Source organism: Kitasatospora sp. NBC_00039 (assembly GCF_045160625.1).
Lineage (GTDB): Bacteria > Actinomycetota > Actinomycetes > Streptomycetales > Streptomycetaceae > Kitasatospora.
On the sequence record NZ_CP108289.1, the window covers coordinates 8,108,751 to 8,125,695 of the forward strand.

13 protein-coding genes are annotated in these 16,945 nt (G+C 72.0%); 12 read left to right on the forward strand and 1 reads right to left on the reverse strand.

Annotated features, from left to right (window positions below; translation table 11 throughout):
* The first annotated feature begins 26 nt into the window (after positions 1-26).
* The 8 genes from OG286_RS35910 to OG286_RS35945 all read left to right on the forward strand — a co-directional run bounded on the left by OG286_RS35910 (position 27) and on the right by OG286_RS35945 (position 9,755).
* Entirely contained in the window at positions 27-1,247 is a 1,221-nt protein-coding gene (locus OG286_RS35910; RefSeq protein ID WP_396325196.1) for a glycosyltransferase family protein, read from the forward strand.
* Entirely contained in the window at positions 1,244-2,428 is a 1,185-nt protein-coding gene (locus OG286_RS35915; RefSeq protein WP_405358738.1) for an N-acetylglucosamine-6-phosphate deacetylase, read from the forward strand. The genes OG286_RS35910 and OG286_RS35915 overlap by 4 nt, the downstream gene beginning before the upstream one ends.
* Entirely contained in the window at positions 2,428-3,528 is a 1,101-nt protein-coding gene (locus OG286_RS35920; RefSeq protein ID WP_396325199.1) for a Gfo/Idh/MocA family protein, read from the forward strand. The genes OG286_RS35915 and OG286_RS35920 overlap by 1 nt, the downstream gene beginning before the upstream one ends.
* A complete protein-coding gene (locus OG286_RS35925; RefSeq protein WP_396325200.1) occupies positions 3,525-4,274 on the forward strand; it encodes a 5-deoxy-glucuronate isomerase in 750 nt (249 codons plus the stop codon). Before OG286_RS35920 ends, OG286_RS35925 begins: the two co-directional genes overlap by 4 nt.
* A 40-nt stretch (positions 4,275-4,314) precedes the next feature.
* Positions 4,315-5,481, forward strand: coding sequence for a glycosyltransferase (locus tag OG286_RS35930; protein ID WP_405358737.1), 1,167 nt, complete (start codon positions 4,315-4,317; stop codon positions 5,479-5,481).
* A 70-nt stretch (positions 5,482-5,551) separates the two neighbouring features.
* Positions 5,552-6,622 carry a phosphotransferase enzyme family protein gene (locus tag OG286_RS35935; RefSeq protein ID WP_396325202.1) on the forward strand — a complete coding sequence of 357 codons (1,071 nt, stop codon included), beginning with the start codon at positions 5,552-5,554 and terminating at the stop codon, positions 6,620-6,622.
* Between the two features lie 2 nt (positions 6,623-6,624).
* Positions 6,625-7,914 (forward strand): condensation domain-containing protein, encoded by a 1,290-nt coding sequence (locus OG286_RS35940; protein ID WP_396325238.1) that lies wholly within the window; start codon positions 6,625-6,627, stop codon positions 7,912-7,914.
* Positions 7,911-9,755 carry a BTAD domain-containing putative transcriptional regulator gene (locus OG286_RS35945; protein ID WP_396325204.1) on the forward strand — a complete coding sequence of 615 codons (1,845 nt, stop codon included), beginning with the start codon at positions 7,911-7,913 and terminating at the stop codon, positions 9,753-9,755. The genes OG286_RS35940 and OG286_RS35945 overlap by 4 nt, the downstream gene beginning before the upstream one ends.
* On the opposite strand, the gene OG286_RS35950 is transcribed toward OG286_RS35945, so the two are convergent.
* Positions 9,710-12,061: a lantibiotic dehydratase gene (locus OG286_RS35950; RefSeq protein WP_405358736.1), complete on the reverse strand. Its 2,352-nt coding sequence runs from the start codon at positions 12,059-12,061 to the stop codon at positions 9,710-9,712. The genes OG286_RS35945 and OG286_RS35950 overlap by 46 nt on opposite strands.
* 216 nt (positions 12,062-12,277) lie before the next feature.
* Between OG286_RS35950 and OG286_RS35955 the strand changes: the two genes are divergently transcribed.
* From OG286_RS35955 to OG286_RS35970, 4 genes are all read left to right on the forward strand, one after another.
* Positions 12,278-12,535, forward strand: a complete 258-nt coding sequence (locus OG286_RS35955) for an acyl carrier protein (RefSeq protein WP_396325207.1) — start codon at positions 12,278-12,280, stop codon at positions 12,533-12,535.
* A gap of 88 nt (positions 12,536-12,623) precedes the next feature.
* On the forward strand, positions 12,624-13,835 hold the full coding sequence (locus OG286_RS35960) for an MFS transporter (protein WP_396325208.1): 1,212 nt from the start codon (positions 12,624-12,626) through the stop codon (positions 13,833-13,835).
* Positions 13,836-14,043: 208 nt separating this feature from the next.
* A complete protein-coding gene (locus tag OG286_RS35965; protein ID WP_396325209.1) occupies positions 14,044-14,460 on the forward strand; it encodes a hypothetical protein in 417 nt (138 codons plus the stop codon).
* 41 nt (positions 14,461-14,501) lie between these two features.
* Positions 14,502-16,748 carry a hypothetical protein gene (locus OG286_RS35970; RefSeq protein WP_405358735.1) on the forward strand — a complete coding sequence of 749 codons (2,247 nt, stop codon included), beginning with the start codon at positions 14,502-14,504 and terminating at the stop codon, positions 16,746-16,748.
* Positions 16,749-16,945 lie beyond the last annotated feature (197 nt).

Consider the following 16,945-nt stretch of genomic DNA (forward strand, 5'->3'; position numbering starts at 1 on the left):
GCCCACCACGAGGAGAAAGTCGGACCATGCCCGACGAACGCCGCAGGGTCGCCCTGTACTGGCACAACGGCCGCAGCCTCGGCCACACGTCCAGCACGGCCAAGGTCGCCCACTACCTGCTCCGCTCGCCCGAGCCGTACTCGATCGCCGGCGTCACCGGGGCGTACCGGGGCCTGGACCTGCTCCCCGCCGAGGTCGACGTCGTCAAGATCCCGTCGTTCGCCAACTTCGACGACCCGACCGGCTGGAACCTGCGGCCGCGGCTCGCCGTTCCCGAGGACGTCCTGCATCGGGTCCGCAGGGATCTGATCACGGTCTTCCTCGATCACTACCGGCCCGAGGTGCTGCTGAGCGACCACATTCCCCGGGGCGCCGAAGACGAGCTCGTCCCGGCCCTGGAGGCCGGGTACGCCGAACACGCGGTGCTGACCCTGCGCGGCGTGCTGTTCGACCGGGCGAAGACGACGCGCGAGTACTTCTCGCCTGACCAGAGCCCGTGGATCCTGGACCACTACTGCCAGTTCAACGTGCACACCCACCGAGAGGTCTTCGACCTCGCGGAGTACTACGACGTCCCGAAGGAGGTGGCGGACCGCCTCCACTACACCGGCTATCTCGCCGAGCCGTATCCGTTCAGCGCCGCTCAGTCCCGCGAAGCGCTGGGCATCGACCCCGACGCGCGTCTCGTCGTCGCCGCCATGGGCGGCGGCCAGGGTGCCGGCGGTCTGTGGCGGGCGCTCTCCGCGGCTCTCCAGCGCCGACGCGGGCAGTTCGACCGGGCCCTGCTGGTGCCCGGGCCCTACCTCGAGCCGGGCGACCGGCTGGCGCTCGGGCAACTCTGGGCGGAGGACCCGGGCGTGGAGATCCGCGACTACGAACCGGACCTCCTGCCCTGGCTGCGGGCCTGCGACCTGTTCATCGGGGCCGCCGGGGCGAACATGCTGGGCGAGGTCCTGGCGACCGGGGCCAATACCCTGGCCATCCCCCGCCAGTTGCGGGAGTCGGAGCAGCACATCCACTCCGAGCGCCTCCAGGGCCTGGGGCTGCTGCGCAAGGCCGACCGCGCCGACGTCCTGGCCGGCGCCCTGGACGACCTGGTGCCGCGGGCGCTCGCGGACCCCTTGGCCCCCGACGGCACCCGCTATCTCTGGGACGGCGGATCCTATGACCGGCATCTGCCGGGCGGCCCCGTCGGCACCCGGTGCGCCTGTACCCCGTCCGGGGCACGGCCGGCGGCGGAGCGATGAGCGCAGGCGGGTGCGCCGTCATCCGTTCGGGGACGGTGATCGGCGCCCGGAGCGGGCGGCCAGGCGTCGGCGACGTCGTGATCTGCCGAGGCGTGGTCCGCGACCGCTGTCCGCACGACGACGACCGCTTACGCATCGACGCGAGCGGCTGCGTGGTCGGTCCGGGGCTGGTGGACGTGCATGTCCACGGCGCCCTCGGCCACGACTTCACCGAACCCGACGCGGCCGCGTGGCGGGCGATCCTGGGAGCGCACCTGAGCGCCGGCACGACGACCGCGGTGGCCACGCTGGCGAGCGCCGCGCCGACCGTCACCGCCGCCGCCCTGGGGACCGCTGCGGCGCTGCTGACAGATCAGGGTGCACCGACGCTGGCGGGCGTCCATCTGGAGGGGCCCTGCATCGACGCGGCCCAGCGCGGAGCCCACGACAGCAGTGGGCTGCGATCGCCGGCCGAGCTGCTGCGCGAGCTCACCCCGCTGCCGGCCGTGCTGCGGATGGTCACTCTCGCACCGGAGCTCGCCGGAGCCGACGAGCTCATCTCCCACCTGTCCGGGAACGGGGTCCGGGTCTCGGTCGGCCACAGCAGCGCCTCTCCCGAGGTGCTGGAGCGGGCCCGCAGCCTCGGCGCGACCCATCTGGCGCATCTGTGGAGCGGCCAGTCCACTCTGACGCGTCCCGGCCTGGCCCGGATCCCCGGGCTGCTGGAGGCCTCGCTGGCGTCCGAAGGCCTGTCCGCGGAGGTCATCGCCGACGGCCGTCACCTGCCGGGGACGCTGCTGACCATCGCGTTGCGCTGCTTCGGGCCCGACCGGCTGTGCCTGGTGTCCGACGCGACGGCCGGAACCGGACTCGCCGTCGGCCGGACCTTCCGGGTCGGGGCCGCCACCGGACGCGTCCACGACGGGTACGCGGCCACGGAGGACGGCGGCAGCCTGTGCGGAAGCGTGCTGCCGCTCGGCATGACGCTGGCTCGGATGCGGGCCCTGACCGGGGCTCCGGTGGCGGACGTCCTGACGATGGCGACCGCGACACCGGCCCGCACCGTCGGACTGTATCCCCGTAAGGGAGCGCTGTTGCCCGGATCCGACGGCGACGCGGTGATCCTCACTCCCGGTCTGGAGATCCGGGACGTGATCCTGGCGGGCCGTCCGGTACCGGCCGTCACCCCGGACGGTCTCTGATGGCCAGACCGATACGGGTGGTCCTGATCGGAGCCGGCACCCGGGCTCGGAAACTGTACGCACCGTGGCTCGCCGGCGCCGCGCCGTTCACGTCGATCCGCGCGACCCCGGTGGCCGTCGTCGACTCGGACCCGGACGCCGCCCGCAGCATCGCGGCCGATCTCCCGGGCGCCGCGGTCGCCCACTCGTCCGACGTCGACCGGATCCTCGCCGACACCCGGCCGGATCTGGTGGTCGTCGCCTCGCCGGACGCCACACACCGGGACCACGTGGGCCGGTCCCTCACCGCCGGCTGCACGACGTTCGTGGAGAAGCCGCTGGCCACCACGGTGCGCGACGCGTTCGACCTCGTCGCGGAGGCCGACCGAGCGTCCGCGAAACTGCTCGTCGGGCACAACCTGCGGTTCACGAACGTCCACGCGGCGGTCTGCGAGTGGCTCGCGCAGGGACGGATCGGAGCCGTGGTCGACGCCGAGTTGCACTACACACTCAAGCCTTCGCACGCGCGGAGTTACTACACCCGGTGGCACCGGACCCGCGCCGCCTCCGGCGGCCTGGAGGTCACCAAGTCCTGCCACCACCTGGACCTGCTCGCCTGGTGGCTCGGTTCGCGCCCGGTGAGCGTCCAGGCCGTCCTGAAACGCGATCGCTACCTTCCGGGACTGGACAGCATCCCCACCGACGCGGACATCCATGACGGCATCCGCGCCGACATCCGGTACGAGTCCGGTGCGACGGCACGGTATTCGCTGACCGCCGACGCGCCGCGCGAGGGGTACCGCTGCACGCTGCGCGGTACGAGTGGCAGCTGTGTCATCGACTACGACACCTCCGACGGCCCTCACCGTGTGCGGTTCGATTCCGACCCGGGCGGCCGCGTCGTCCACCGGATCGACCGGGAGTACGGAACCCACGCCGGCGCCGACGCCCGCATGCTGTCGGCCCTCGTGGACACCGTCGTCGACGGCGGGCGGCGGGATTTCGCCACCGCCGTGGACGCCGCTCTCGCCGTGGCCACGGGCGTCTCGATGTTCGAGGCGAGCGAGCGAGGACAACGCATGAGCATCCCCCACCCGGTTTCCCACGGAGCAGCGGAATGACGACGACCAGTGTGCACACTCCCAACGGTTTGCGGCTCACCCACCACCGGCTCCGGACCGGCGAGGACCTCAGGGTCTGTGCCGCCGTGGACCGGGAAGTGGCGTTGATCCTGATCTCCGGGGAGCTCACCGCCACCGTGGACGGCGAGCGCCACGTGGTCGACCGGATCGACCCGTTCACCGCGCCCGCGGCCGGATGGCTCGTCCCGCCGGGTGCCGCGCTCACCGTCGCGGGAGGCCGGTCGGCCGCCGACGTGGGGGTGATCTCCTCGCCGGCTCCCGCCACACGCGAGCCGGCGCGCATCACGCCGATCACCGTTCCGGAGCCGGAGGTCCGCGGCAGGGGGTCGTGGGAGCGGCATGTCACGACCTTGCTGCAACCCCCGCAGACGTGCGGCGTGCTCCTCGGAGAGACACTCGCCCACGACGGCCGATGGTCCACCTATCCACCCCATCGCCACCAGCTCAGCGACCCGCCGCACGAGACCGCGCTCCAGGAGGCGTTCCTGTTCCGGGTGCGGCCTGACACCGGGTTCGGGATCTTCCTCACCTACGACGGATCGGTGCGGGACGCGCACACCGAGATCGTCACCGACGGCATGCTGGCCGCCGTGCCCAAGGGCTACCACACCGTCGCCGTCGCGGGCGGACACGACATCTACTACCTGTGGGCGGCCCACGGGAGCGCGGACAACCACTTCGCCCTCCGCACCGACCCGGCCCACGAATGGCTGCTCGACCGCTGAGGCGTGCGGCAGACGCAGCAACCCCTTCCCGGAGACTTCCATGACCCCTGACACATCAGCAGATCCGATCGCCGACCCGCCCGCTGCACAGCAGGCCCCCACCGTCGTCCTCCTCCTGCGCCACTTCACGGTCGGCGGGCTCGAACGCGTCCTGCTCTCCCACGTCCGCATCCTCATCGAGGCCGGGTACCGCGTCACGGTGTGCGTCCTCGAGCCCGGCCGCGGCAACGTCCTGGTCGCCGAACTCCTTTCCGAGGCACGACTGGTCGTCGCCCCGCGCGCCCGACTGCGCCGTCTCGCGTTCCTCGAGCGGCTGGTCCGCGACACCACGGTCCTGATGCAGCTCGGGGACGGCCGCCTGTATCCGTCGATCCGCCCCGCGCTCCGCAACGCCCGTACGGTGGTCAGGTTCTGCCATTCCGACTACTCCCACAACCGCACCCGCCGGAGGAACCTGCTCGACCGCGCGCTCTCCCGCGGCGAGGACTACATCGTCGCGGTCGGCGGCCGCTCGACCCGGTTCCTCCTCGACGACGTCGGGGTGGCCGCCGGGAAGGTCCGAACCCTGACCAACGCCGTGGAGCCACGTTCCGCCCCGGCCGAGCCGCCGTCCTGGGAGTGGTCCCGGGACCGCTACTTCGTCGCGATCCAGAGCCTGTACCCCCACAAGGGGCACGACGCGCTGCTGCGCGCGTTCGCCCAGGCGGCGGCCCGGACGGACGAGGTGATCCGTCTGGTCGTCATCGGCGAGGGCGACCAGAACATCCCGCTCTATCTGCTCGCGAACCAGCTCGGCGTCGCCGACCGGGTGGTCTGGCTCGGCGCCGTGTGGCGGCGGGACCTGGTGGACAGCGTCCTGGCCGGCGCCGTCGGGTTCGTCTCGATGAGCCGCTACGAGGGGGTGCCGATATCGGTCCTGGAAGCGCGTCAGCACGGCCTCCCCCTCGTTCTGACGGACATCCCGGGCCATCGGGACGGCGCAGGGACGTCGCCGGCCGTCTTCACAGCGGTCGACGACGTGGACGCTTTCGCGGCAGAGCTCCTGACGGTGCTGCAGGCGTCGGCCGAGCCGGATGCCCGACGCCATGTCGATGGCACGATTCTGACCGAGGAGTGGGAGCGCTACCGGCAAGGTTTCCTGGACATCGTCGCCGAAGCCGGCGGCGTCCGTCCCACACGTCCCGCGGCCGGTCGGGCAGCCCGGTGACATCTCACGGATGACTCGGAGCCGGGTCGATCGGACCGACTCTCCGAACGGTTTTGTGGAAAGGAAGCACATGGCGTCTCTCGGATTCTCCGACCTGAGCCACGATGCACAGCTCGACCGCCTCGAGAGCCTGGCGCGGGACGCCTTGTCCGAGCACTACGGCTTCGACGGCGCGTTGTTGGCCATGGAAGCCCAACAGTACGAGGACAACGCCGTGTGGCGGGTCACGGAGCGGGGATCCGACGCGGCGTTCATGGCCCGGCTGTCCGTTCGCGACGGCCGCTCCGCCCACCAGCAGCAGAGCGAGATGAGGTGGCTGGAGTCGCTGGCGGCCTCCGGCACCGTCGCCGTCCCCGAGCCGGTCAAAGCCGGCGACGGAAGCTTCGTGGTGCCCGTGGCGGTCCCCGGACACGGCGAAGCCTCCTCCCTCGCGGTGTTCCACTGGGTGCCCGGAACTGCCGACCCCCCGTACCAGCGACCGGGGACGGCCGAGAGCATGGGCTCGGTCACCGCCCACCTGCACGAAAACGCCCTGGAGGTGTCCCTCCAGGACTTCGACCGCCCGGTGTGGGACGCCCGGACCATCCTCCTCGACGGTCACGCCCTGACCTCCGAGGCGGCCCGGCGACAGCTCGGCGACCAGGGCGTGGCCACGTTGCGGGACATCGCCGCGTCGATCACACCGCTGCTCGAGTCCGGCGAACCGGGCGACAGCGGCCGGATCCACGCCGACCTGCACCGGGGGAACATGATCGCCCTGCCCGACGGCAGTGTGGGCGTCATCGACTTCGACGACTGCGGCACCGGCCGCTTCCTCCTCGACATCGCCACGGTGCTGTCCTCCGTCTACCGGGCCGCGGGAGGCGAACCGGAGGCCTACGCGGCGTTCGCCGACGCGTACCTGGCCGGCTACTCCCGGGTCCGACCGCTGCCGAAGGGCTTCGACGACCTTCTCGAGGCGCACCTGCTGCTACGCGACACGATCATTCTGAACTTCGTCACGGCGGCGGTGCCGGTCAACGCGGCGGTCGCCGAATGGGGCCCGCAGCGGATCGCCGGAATCCTCGCGTCGATGGCGGAACATCTGGAAGGCCGGCCCTATCCAGGAACGATTCGTCGGCAAGGAGCACATCCCCAGTGACCATGAATCCCGGCCGAACCGCGGTCCGCCTACCGGCGACTGCGGGACAGACCTCCATGTTCTTCGCCGAGCAGCGTGCGCCGTCTGCCAGTGCGTACAACGCGCCCACGGTCATGCACATCCGAGGGCCCGTCACGGATGCCGACCTGGCGGCGGCGGGTCGGCGGCTGATCCGGCTGACCCCCGGGCTGCGAGCACGCTTCGGTATAGACCCGGACACCGGAGGGGTGGTCCAGTGGATCAGCCGCGAGGTCCCGGAGGTGGAGACGGTCGAACTGCCCGGCCTGAGCCCGGAGGCGCTCGCGGACTACGCGGTGAGCCGGGCCGGTGAGCCGTTCGAGTCCGACGAGGGCGCGTTGGCACGGGTGATCGCGGTCCGGCTGGGCGGCGACCGCACCGCCCTGATCGCGATCACCCACCACCTGGTCTACGACGGTGTCGGCTATCTCGCGCTCGTCCGCCGCATGGGCGACGCGGTCGCCGGCTCGCTCGTCGGACAGGACGAGGCCCGGCATCTCGACCTCGTCCGTCGGGTGGTGTCCGCGGAACGGGCCGCCCGCGACGAGGACGCCGAGCACTGGCATCAGCGGGTGCCGCTCGGCGTCCGCCCCGCCCCGTGGGAGTCCGGCGACGGCGAATCAGCGGCCGACGACGGCCGACGCCTGGTCCCGCTGACGGCGGCGCAGACCGCTCGGCTCCGGCACTGCGCCGACGAGATCGGAACGGGCCTCTTCGCGTACCTCATGGCCGCGGTCCATCGTGCGATGCCGGTGGCCTCGGGGGATCCCGCCTACGTGTGCGCGGCGACTTCGGTCCGGCCCCGCGAGGGCGACTGGAGCGACGTGCTCGGCTACTTCGTCAACGAGGTCCCGCTGCGCGCGGACTCGCGCGACGCGCCCGTCGGAGAGCTGGCGAAACGGAACGCCGGTCTGTGGCGGGCCGATCTACGCCGCCGCACCTTCCCCTTCACCGATCTGGCGGGCCGGACCGCACCCGGCCGGGATGCCCGGGCCACCCGGCTGAACAGCGTCATGGCCAGTTATGTGCGACTGCCCGAGGTGATGGAGCGGGAGTCGGGCGGCCTGGCCATGTCCACCAAGGTCTACCCCCGGTATCCGTCGGCGAAGAACGACCTCGGAGTCCGGTTCTTCCAGCGCCCCGACCACCTGGACATCGAGGTGCAGTGGGGCCGGAGCCTCCCCGCGGGACTCGGGCGCCGGTTCACGCACGCGCTCACGGAAGTGCTCACGGAGTCGCGCACCGAACCGCGTCAGGAGGCGCTCGAGACATGACGGCGAGTACCGGTCTGCGCTTCGAGGTCCTCGGGCCGGTGCAGGTCACCCACGGCGAGCGGCAGTGGCCCGTCCGCTCCCGCCGGCAGCGGGCGATCCTCACGGTTCTGTTGCTGAACCGCGGCAGGACGGTCGGCCTCGACACGCTGGCCGAGGCGGCCTGGGCCGGCCCGGCGCCGCCGACGGCCCGCAACCAGGTCCAGATCTGCATCTCCGCGATCCGCAAGTCACTGAGCCGGCTCGGGGGCGTCGGCCTGCTGCACACCACGCCCCCCGGCTACCTCCTCGACGTGTCAGCCGAACAGGTCGACCTCGAGCTGTTCCGGGACCGGACCGGCCGGGCCGCGGCCGCGGCCGACCGGGGTGACCCGACCGCGGCTGTTGCGCTGATGCGGCAGGCCGTCGCACTGTGGCGCGGCTCGTTCGGCGCCGATCTGGAGAACATCGCGTTCACCGGGACCATCAGCCGCCTCGAGGAGGAGCTCCTTGCGGCCTGGGAGTCGTACAGCGACCTGGAGCTGGGCCTGGGGAGACCGGAGCAGCTCCTCGCCGGGCTCGCCGAGCAGGTGGAGCGGTATCCGTTCCAGGAACGGCTGCGCGTCCGCTACGCCGAGGCCCTGTCCCGTACCGGTCGGCGGGCCGAGGCACTGGAGGTGTGCCGGGCCGGCTGCCGGCTGCTCGGTGACCAGCTCGGGCTGCCGCCGGGCGCCGAACTGCGGGCGCTGGAAGCGGACCTCGCAGCTCCCGCGCGTGCGGACGCCTCGCCCGTCCGGTCGGGGATCGTGAGCCGATCGCCGGCGGTCCCCCCTCGCCAGACGCCCCGTGACCTCGACGACTTCACGGGACGTCGCGGCCTCGTCGAGAAGGTCGAGGCGTTCTTCGCCCAGCGGGCCCCGGTCGTCGCCCTGCACGGCGCCGCGGGCAACGGCAAGAGTGCGCTCGCGGTGCACGTGGCGCACCGGTTGGCGGAACGGCGCTTCCGGGACGGGCAGCTCTACATCGATCTGCGGGGCAGCACTCCGGACCCCGTGCCGCAGGCGGACGCGCTGCGCCGCTTCATCCGGGCGTTCGGGGTCCCGTCCGACGCCGTCCCTCGCGACGTCGACGAGCGCGCCGACCTGTATCGCAGCCTGCTGGCCGCCCGCGACGTCCTCGTCGTCCTCGACGACGCCGCGTCCGAGGCGCAGATCCGCCACCTGGTGCCGGGCGGCAGCCGATGCGGCGTGGTGATCACGGCCCGGACGCGGCTGCCGGGGCTTCCCGGACCGCATTGGGCCGAAGTCGGCGCGCTGTCCGATGACGACGCGCTCGGCCTGCTGACCGCGGTGATCGGGCGGGGCCGGGTGGCCGCCGAGCCGGGGGCCGCGCGCCGCCTGGTGCGCCTCGCCGACGGCCAGGCGCTCGCGGTCCGCATGCTCGCCGAACAGCTCGCGGCCCGACCGCGCCGGCAGCTGGCCGAGATGCTCCTCAGCATGAAGGATCCGAGGGCGGCGTGGAGCACGCTGCGTCTCGGTGACCGGGACGCGTTCTCCGGGATCGAGGCGGAGTTCCGGGCACTCCCCGCGGAGATGCTCAGGACGGTGCTCCTCACAGCCGGACGCGCGGGCCCGGCCGACGCGGAGAGCCTGGCCGGGGCCCTCGAGGGTCACCGGTCCACGGCCCAGCGCATCGTGGAGCGCCTGGTGGACGGGCATCTGCTGCACGAGGTCCCCGGCGGGTCGCCCGGCCGGGTCCACTACCGGGTCCCCAACCTGGTTCGGGCCTACCTCCACGGGCACACGGACCGGACCGTCCATCAGGGATTCATGGCGGAGCAGACCAAGCGGAGTTCCGACGTGTAGCGGCGCCCCTGCGCATCGGGGAGCCAGCACTGGTCGGGCGTCGGGAGCATCTCGCTCACCCGCAGCGAGCCGTCCCGGTCGGCGGCGAGCGACCCGCGGACCATCTTCGCGGCCAGGCGCACCGAGGCCGGGCTGGCGAAGTCGAGGAACATGGGCTTGATCTCGCCCGTGACCAGGAAGAACACCTGCTGGGGGAGCCCGTTCTCGCGCTGCCAGCGCCAGGCGGCCAGGAACTGGGCCGCGTCGTCGGTGACGGCCGGCCAGGTGAGGCCGGCGCACCTGAAGGACCAGGACTCCCGGGCGACCACCAACTCGTCCACGGTGATCCGGGGGCTGTGGGAGCCGGCCGCGGTGAGACCGAACGCGCTGACGATGACGCCCGAGAGGTACTCGCCGACGAACTCCAGGAGGTCCCCCCGCAGCTCGCCGTTCCGCTCCGCCACCGTCAGCCGGTCACCGACCCTCCTGACCACGAGGTCGGCGGCGGGCACGATCCGGCCGGGCACGCCCGTCGTCCGCGCGTGCATGGACCAGTACGCGTAGTCCTCGCTCAGGAGCGCCGGCGGATACGTCCGCGAGGTGACGCTGGCCGAGTAGCGCGACGGCACCGGCACGACCCGGCGGCCGGCGTGGAGCGCCGCCGCACACGCCATCTGCCGGGCGGGGTCGGGGTGCGTGTTCACCAGGGGGCGGGATTCCAGCGTGTTCATCGCCGGATGCACCTCACCGAGGACCACGAAGAAGTCCCCGCGCGCGATCGCCTCGGCGTCCGCGGCGGCGATGAGGAGGTCCGGCGAGTGATTCTGGGCGGAAGACCATCGCGCCGGCCCGCTGGGGAACTCGGCGCGGACCCGGTCGGCGATGTCGCGGGCCCGGACCCGGTGCCGTCTGGCACCGGGCTCGGCGGCCAGGATCCCGGTCCACTTCGCCCGCAGCTCCTCCGACAGGTCGGCCACCAGCTGCGGCATGCTGCGGTGTCCGAACTCCAGGCCCCTGGTGGCCGCGCCCACCAGGTGGTCGAGCGTGACTTCGCCGTCCCCCGACTTCACCCGAAGGCGTTCGTGGAGGACGCAGAGCCAGTCCTCGTACTGCGCCCCGACGCGGTCGACCAGCCAGGCCGCGCTGTCCAGGACCAAGCCAAGCGGCTCGGCGATCCGATCGAGCACGCCGGCTCCGAGGACGAGGTCGAAGTCCCGGGTGGTGTCCTCGTAGACCAGCGTCCTCCCGGCGTAGGTTTCACCGCTGCGCCGCACCGCGCTCTCGCCCGTGATCCGTTCGAACGCGCCGTTCAAGTCGTCCATGGCGCGCTCCAGCGCGTCCACGTCGCCGGCCCCGGCCGCGATCCGATCCCGGCCGGCGATCAGCTCGTCCAGGTCCGACAACATCCTGGTCCGCGCCGGTCCGTCCGCCAGATCCAGAATCCGGTCCCGCAGCCGGTGCTCCGGATGCGCCTCGAACGGTCCGGCCAGGCTCATGACGACCATCCCGCGCTCCGCCAGGGCGCCGAGCCGTCGGAGTGCGTCGCCCTCCGGCGAGGTCTCCGCGAGCTGGGCGACGGTTCGTGACCCGTCGCAGCGGAGCAGCAGGTCCAGGTCCTCGGCCGACAGGTCGGGGGTCCGGCCGCGCGGGCCGCGCACTCCGGTCTCCCGGACCGACCAGTGTTCCGCGACGACCGGCCGCAGGCCGGGGACGATCTCCGGGTCCTGGGACCACAGCCCGGCCAGGGTGTCGATGACCCACCATTCGAAGAACACGGCCCGGGAGCGGACCAGCGCGGGCCCGGCGTCCACCGTGAACGTGGGGCCGCCCGGTGCGATCCGCGCCCAGGCCACCGGGCCGAAGAACCCGACGGTGTCGTTCTTCGTGGTGTAGCGCTGGATGTAGCTCGTCAGCGCTGTCATCCGCCGCCGACGCTTCCCTTCGGACATGTCCCCGTCGGTGACGAGCTTCCTGAGCGTCTTCGCCGCCTGAAGGTTCTGCCAGGTCAGCGCCTCGGCGTAGAGCGGACCGGCCAGGAGCTCACGCATCGTCGCGACCGAGCGGTCCGCCGCGGCGGCGAAGACCGGGGCGAACTTCTCCTGGTCCCCCTGGTCCGGCTCACGGTCCGCCGCTGCCGCCAGCTCCCGATCGCCCAACGCCAGGGCATCGGCCACCGGGAACCCGGCGCCGCGCAGGACGAAGTCGGGCTGGATCCGCCACCGGGTACGGCCGAGATCGATCAGACCGGCCGCGCCGTGGTCGGAAGACCGTGCCTCAGAGTCCGACGCGTCCCCGTGCGCAGAGATCGGAACCTCCTCGTGATTCAACGCCGTGCCCCTCCATGAGCGGTCTGCGGGGCTCGCCAGGCTTCGGCGAGCTGGACCCGCGGGTACCCTCCCAGGATCTTCGGAGGCGCTTTCGACACCTTTTCGCCGGACGACGGGCGAAAGCGAGGGGAAAGGCCGTGTTCCTAGCATCCACCTCGCAAGGCACGCCGAATCAGCGCTGCTCCCGAAGCAGCCCCAGGAACAACCGGAGGCTTCATGGCGACCACGACGGAACACGGGCCGGTGGTGGCGGACATCATCGGTATCTTCGCCGACATCCTCGACGCCGACGGTGAGATCAGCCCGGACTCGGACTTCTTCGAGTCCGGCGGGAACTCGGTGCTGGCCGGCGTCCTCGTCGCGAAGCTCCAGAAGGCGTTCCAGGCGAAGGTGACGATCCGCGAGGTCTTCGCCGCGAGCACGCCCGCGCAGCTCGCCGACGTCGTCGTCGCCCGTGCGGCCGCGCCCCGCTGACCGTCGGCCTCCGACCGCGCCAGAGGCCGACCCCAGGCGCACGGCCGCGACCGGTCGGCGGGACCTTCGGCTGTACCTCACCGGTCAGGTGGTCTCCAGCCTCGGCTCGTCGTTCACGGCCTTCGGCCTCCCACTGCTGGTGTTCGAGCTCACGGGCTCGGCCTGGAACCTGGCCCTGACGACGCTGTCGACGTTCCTCCCCTTCGTGTTGTTCGGGCTGGTGGTGGGCGCGTGGGTCGACCGGGTGGACCGGCTGCGCGCGCTCGCCTGGTCGAACGCGACACGAGGCGTGGTCATCGGCATGATCCCCGGCCTGTGGCTCGTCGACGGCCTGAACGCCGTCTGGCTGTACGGCATCGCGTTCGCGAACACGTCGCTCGGCCTGGTGTCCCGAGCGGTCGACGGCACCGCGGTCCCGGCGCTCACCGGGAAGAGCAACCTTGCGGCGGTGAACGGCAGGCTCCAGGGGTGCTACGCGGTCGCCTCCGTGTTCGGCCCGGTCATCGCCGGCGCTCTCGTCGGCGGCGGCATGCCGGTCTCCTGGGTCTTCGGTTTCGACTCGGCTTCCTTCTTCGTCTCGACGCTCGCACTGAGGATGATCCGAACTCCCTTCAACGGACGCCGCCGCCGTACCGGGGCGACGGTCCGGGCCGACATCAGGGCTGGTGTACGCCTTGTCATGGGGCATCCTGCGCTTCGGAGCGTCGCGATGCTGTCGGTCTTCTTCAACATCCTGAGCGGGACCATCTGGTCGCAGATCGTCTACTTCGCCCATGTACACCTCGCCGCCGACGGCACCCAGGTCAGTCTGCTGTTCGCTGCGGACGGCGTCGGCATCGGTGCCGTGACCTTCGCCGCGGGCCGGATCACCCGGCGCCTCTCCTTCCGCAGCGTCATCCTGGGCATGCCCACCGCGTGGGGCTGCCTCATCTTCGCCATGTCCCGCAGTTCCTCGTTCTGGCCGTCCTGCATCCTGTGGGCGGCGGCCGCCGGGCTACCCGTCCTGTTCGCCATCCGCACCCTCACACTCCGCCAGAGCATCGTGCCCGAGGAGTACCTGGGACGAGTCCAGTCCGTCGCCATGGTCATAGCCGGCGCCGGACAGCCGATCGGCGCGCTGGGCGGCGCCTGGCTGATCCAGCGGACCGACCGGGTCGCGGACGTCTACGCGGGCATCGCGCTCGCCGTCGTGGTGAGCACCCTGTCCTTCTGGGCGGGCCCGCTCGGCAAGCCCGACAGAGTTCTCGTCCCGGACGTGCCGGCCGAGGGACGCCGCGGTGAAGCCCGACCGTCCGCCTGAGGTGCGATGTCCCGTCGAGGACGCTCCGCTCCGAGGGGGGCGTTGCCGCTGACCGGAAGGAGGAGGTCATCGGCCGAAGTCGCCCACGGCTTCGGGCATTTCCGGGCGAGCGTTCGGGTACGCGTCCTACGATGGTGCTCCGGGCACGGAGCCTCGGCACGGGTGAGGGGGGCCGCCGGCACCGTGGTCGGTCAACAGGGGAGGACGGATGGATCCGCTGGCACTGGCAGCCGGATCCGCGTTGGTGGGCGCCATGGCCACCGACGCGTGGCAGCAGGCGCGTTCGGCGACCGTGGCACTGTGGCGCAGAGTCCGGCCGGAACATGCCGACGACGTGGGGAGCGACCTGGACGTTCTTCGCCGCCAGGTGCTGGCCGCGCGGGTGGCCGAGGACGCCGATACCGAGCAGGCACTGGCCGCGCCGTGGCGCCTGCAGCTCCAACAGCTCCTGCGCACCGTGCCGGGATTCGCTGACGAGCTGCGCCGCCTCCTCGACGATCACCTGTTGCCGATGCTGCCCGAGGAGCGACGGGAGGGGCCCGCCCAGGTCGTCATGCGGGCGGAAGCCCACGACCACGCACGAGTCTTCATGGCGGGCCGGGACCAGCACATCACGGGTGAATGACCGCGCCAGGGGATGAGGTCCCCCCGTCGCAGGTGACCCGGATGGAGGCGACCGCGCACGGCCGGGCGAAGGTCTTCCAGGCGGATCGGGACATTGTCATCCGCACCATCAACATCAGGGCCGGGAAGAGCGTCCCGCTCGTCGCCGCCCTGCTTGTGGCCGTACCGCTGGCCGTACTGGTTCTCTCCTTCGTGCCGGTCGGCCAGGTGCTGGGAAGTCGGGGCGGGGTCACCTGGCTGGTCGTGGGGATGGGCGCGTCGGCGGCGGCGTCCCTTCCGCTGCGCAGAGAGTGGCAGCGGCTGCGCCGGGCCCGGTTGAGCACGAGTCCGGAGCTCAGACAGCGCCTCGCCGAGCAGATGGAAGCAGCCGCCGAGAACCTGGCCCATGAGGTGCGCCGCGAGTGCGAGCGGGAGGAGGCCGTCCGCCGACTCAGCCACCCGCAGCCCCTCGCGGTGCGTTGGCTCACCGCGGAGGCCTTCTCCGATCACTGGGCCAGCATCCGGGCAGGTGAGTCCGACGAGCCGCTCGACCTCGCGGGAGTCTCCCGCGACGTGGCCGCGCTCTACTCCCGTGTGCCCTCCGGGCGCCTGCTCATGCTCGGCCCGGCTGGGAGCGGCAAGTCCGTCCTCGCTCTGCGCCTGGCCCTGGAGTGCCTGACGCTGCGACAGCCCGGCGCACCGGTCCCGGTGACCGCGATAGGGCACCACCTGCTGGACCAGCTCCTGCCCGCGCTCTACGCCGACCGCCCGGAGGAGGCACTGCGGCACCTCTCCTACCTCGCTGCCCGACTGGAGTCCCGGGGCGAACAGGACCTGGCCTGGTGGCGGCTGGGGTGGGTGTCGCGCGTCGTCGGCCGGGCAGTCGGCGCGCTGATCGCCTCGGCCGTGGTGGTCGGCGCCGTCCGGTACCTGTTCGGATCGGCTCAGGTGGATCTTGTCGAAGGGACAGCTCTGCCGGTCTGGCTCGTGTGCGCGGTACTCGGGCTGGCCGGTGCCCTCGGCCTCGTCGTCTCGTTTCCCGAACTGCCGTGCACACCCCGCTTCTTCAGCCGCCCGAAGTCTTTCGTTCGACTTCTGTTGACCGTCATTCTGCCGATCGGCGGCCTGCTGATGCTGGCCGGCGCGGCGATGGGGGTTCCGGCGCTGGTCGTTCCGTGCTCCCTGCCCGTCGCCGGACTCACCCTCGCGAACCTGTTTCCCAGGTTGCCGGAGGCGGCGGCGAGCAGCCCTCGCGAGGCTTTCCGGTCTGACCGCCGGGTGACCATGGTCTCGCTGGGCCTGGCAAACATCGCCCGCTTCAACACGCCGGTGCTGCTGGCGGCCGGGGTTTGCGCGTTGCCCGTGGCGATGCTGCTGACGTGGCGGGATTCTGGCGGACGCGACGTGGTCGGTGCTGGTGACTGGGCCGTCGCCGTCGGCGCTTCAGCTCTCGCTCTCGTGGTTCTCGGGGCGTCACTGTCGGCGTGGAGCGCCGCCGTGGCCTCCAGGGTCTGGCCGTGGCTCACAGGCCGTCTCCCCTGGGATGTGCCGGGGCTTCTGGACGACGCGCACCGGCGTGGCATCCTGCGCCAGGCCGGCATGGTCTACCGGTTCCGCCACCTCACGCTTCAGCAGCGGCTCGCCGCCCAGGCCGCACACGTGCCGTTCCACCGCGTGCCTTCCGCCGCGGCAGGGCGCATTCGGCTGCTCGCCAGGAAAGCCGCCGCGGCGCTGCTGACCGGCACGACCCTTCTCGGCGGAGTCGCGATGTGCACTGTCACGGCGGCGCTGCCAGGCGCGCCGGGGCCGCGACTCTCCGTGCCGCCGGCTTGCGAGCTTCTGAGCCCCGTCGAATTCCAGAACGTGCTGAGCGCCAGTCTCCACCAGGGCGACTCCGTGACGCCGGCAGGCCGCCCGTGCATGTGGCTGCAGGACCGAGACCGAGAACTCCGCTGGCAGAGTGCGTTTCTCCAGGTGGAAGGCTATGGGCCCCGTGGTGGCAAAAGCGCCGTGCAGGCCGCGGAGTGGCACTTCTCGGCCGCTACGGACCAGGACTACCAGACCTCCCGAATGACCCGCCGCGTCGTCGGACTGGGCAACGAGGCCATCACGACGGTGGCGGAGCGCAACCCCGCGGTGACAGTCGTCGCACGAGTCGACAACCTGATCCTCACCCTCGAGCTCATCCCGGAGCCCACGGACGCCTTCACAACGGACGACGAGGTGCAGCGCAGCGCCGGGGCCGCCGAGCGACTGCTGTACCTCGCCCTCGAACGGCTCGGCCCGCCCGGCACCCCGGCCGCGGGCTGAACGTGAGGTCGTCGCCCTCCGGTTCGCGGAACGCGCGGAGCGCCCGCAAGGCGCCGAACCCGCGGGAACCCCGCCGGCCGGTGCCTGAGCTGGAACTACGACGGCGCGTCGTACGTCGTAAAGGCGGGTGATCGGCCGGGGGGACAGGCCGCCTCGGCACGTTAGGCTGAACTTTCGGGGTGCGGCCTGGGTGCCGC

Bases quoted from the DNA above. Each gene is read 5' to 3' on its own strand.
- OG286_RS35935 (WP_396325202.1), top strand. From the start codon at position 5,552: ATGGCGTCTCTCGGATTCTCCGACCTGAGCCACGATGCACAGCTCGAC.
- OG286_RS35915 (WP_405358738.1), top strand. From the start codon at position 1,244: ATGAGCGCAGGCGGGTGCGCCGTCATCCGTTCGGGGACGGTGATCGGC.
- OG286_RS35925 (WP_396325200.1), top strand. From the start codon at position 3,525: ATGACGACGACCAGTGTGCACACTCCCAACGGTTTGCGGCTCACCCAC.
- OG286_RS35945 (WP_396325204.1), top strand. From the start codon at position 7,911: ATGACGGCGAGTACCGGTCTGCGCTTCGAGGTCCTCGGGCCGGTGCAG.
- OG286_RS35930 (WP_405358737.1), top strand. From the start codon at position 4,315: ATGACCCCTGACACATCAGCAGATCCGATCGCCGACCCGCCCGCTGCA.
- OG286_RS35920 (WP_396325199.1), top strand. From the start codon at position 2,428: ATGGCCAGACCGATACGGGTGGTCCTGATCGGAGCCGGCACCCGGGCT.
- OG286_RS35940 (WP_396325238.1), top strand. From the start codon at position 6,625: ATGAATCCCGGCCGAACCGCGGTCCGCCTACCGGCGACTGCGGGACAG.
- OG286_RS35910 (WP_396325196.1), top strand. From the start codon at position 27: ATGCCCGACGAACGCCGCAGGGTCGCCCTGTACTGGCACAACGGCCGC.
- OG286_RS35965 (WP_396325209.1), top strand. From the start codon at position 14,044: ATGGATCCGCTGGCACTGGCAGCCGGATCCGCGTTGGTGGGCGCCATG.
- OG286_RS35955 (WP_396325207.1), top strand. From the start codon at position 12,278: ATGGCGACCACGACGGAACACGGGCCGGTGGTGGCGGACATCATCGGT.
- OG286_RS35970 (WP_405358735.1), top strand. From the start codon at position 14,502: ATGGAGGCGACCGCGCACGGCCGGGCGAAGGTCTTCCAGGCGGATCGG.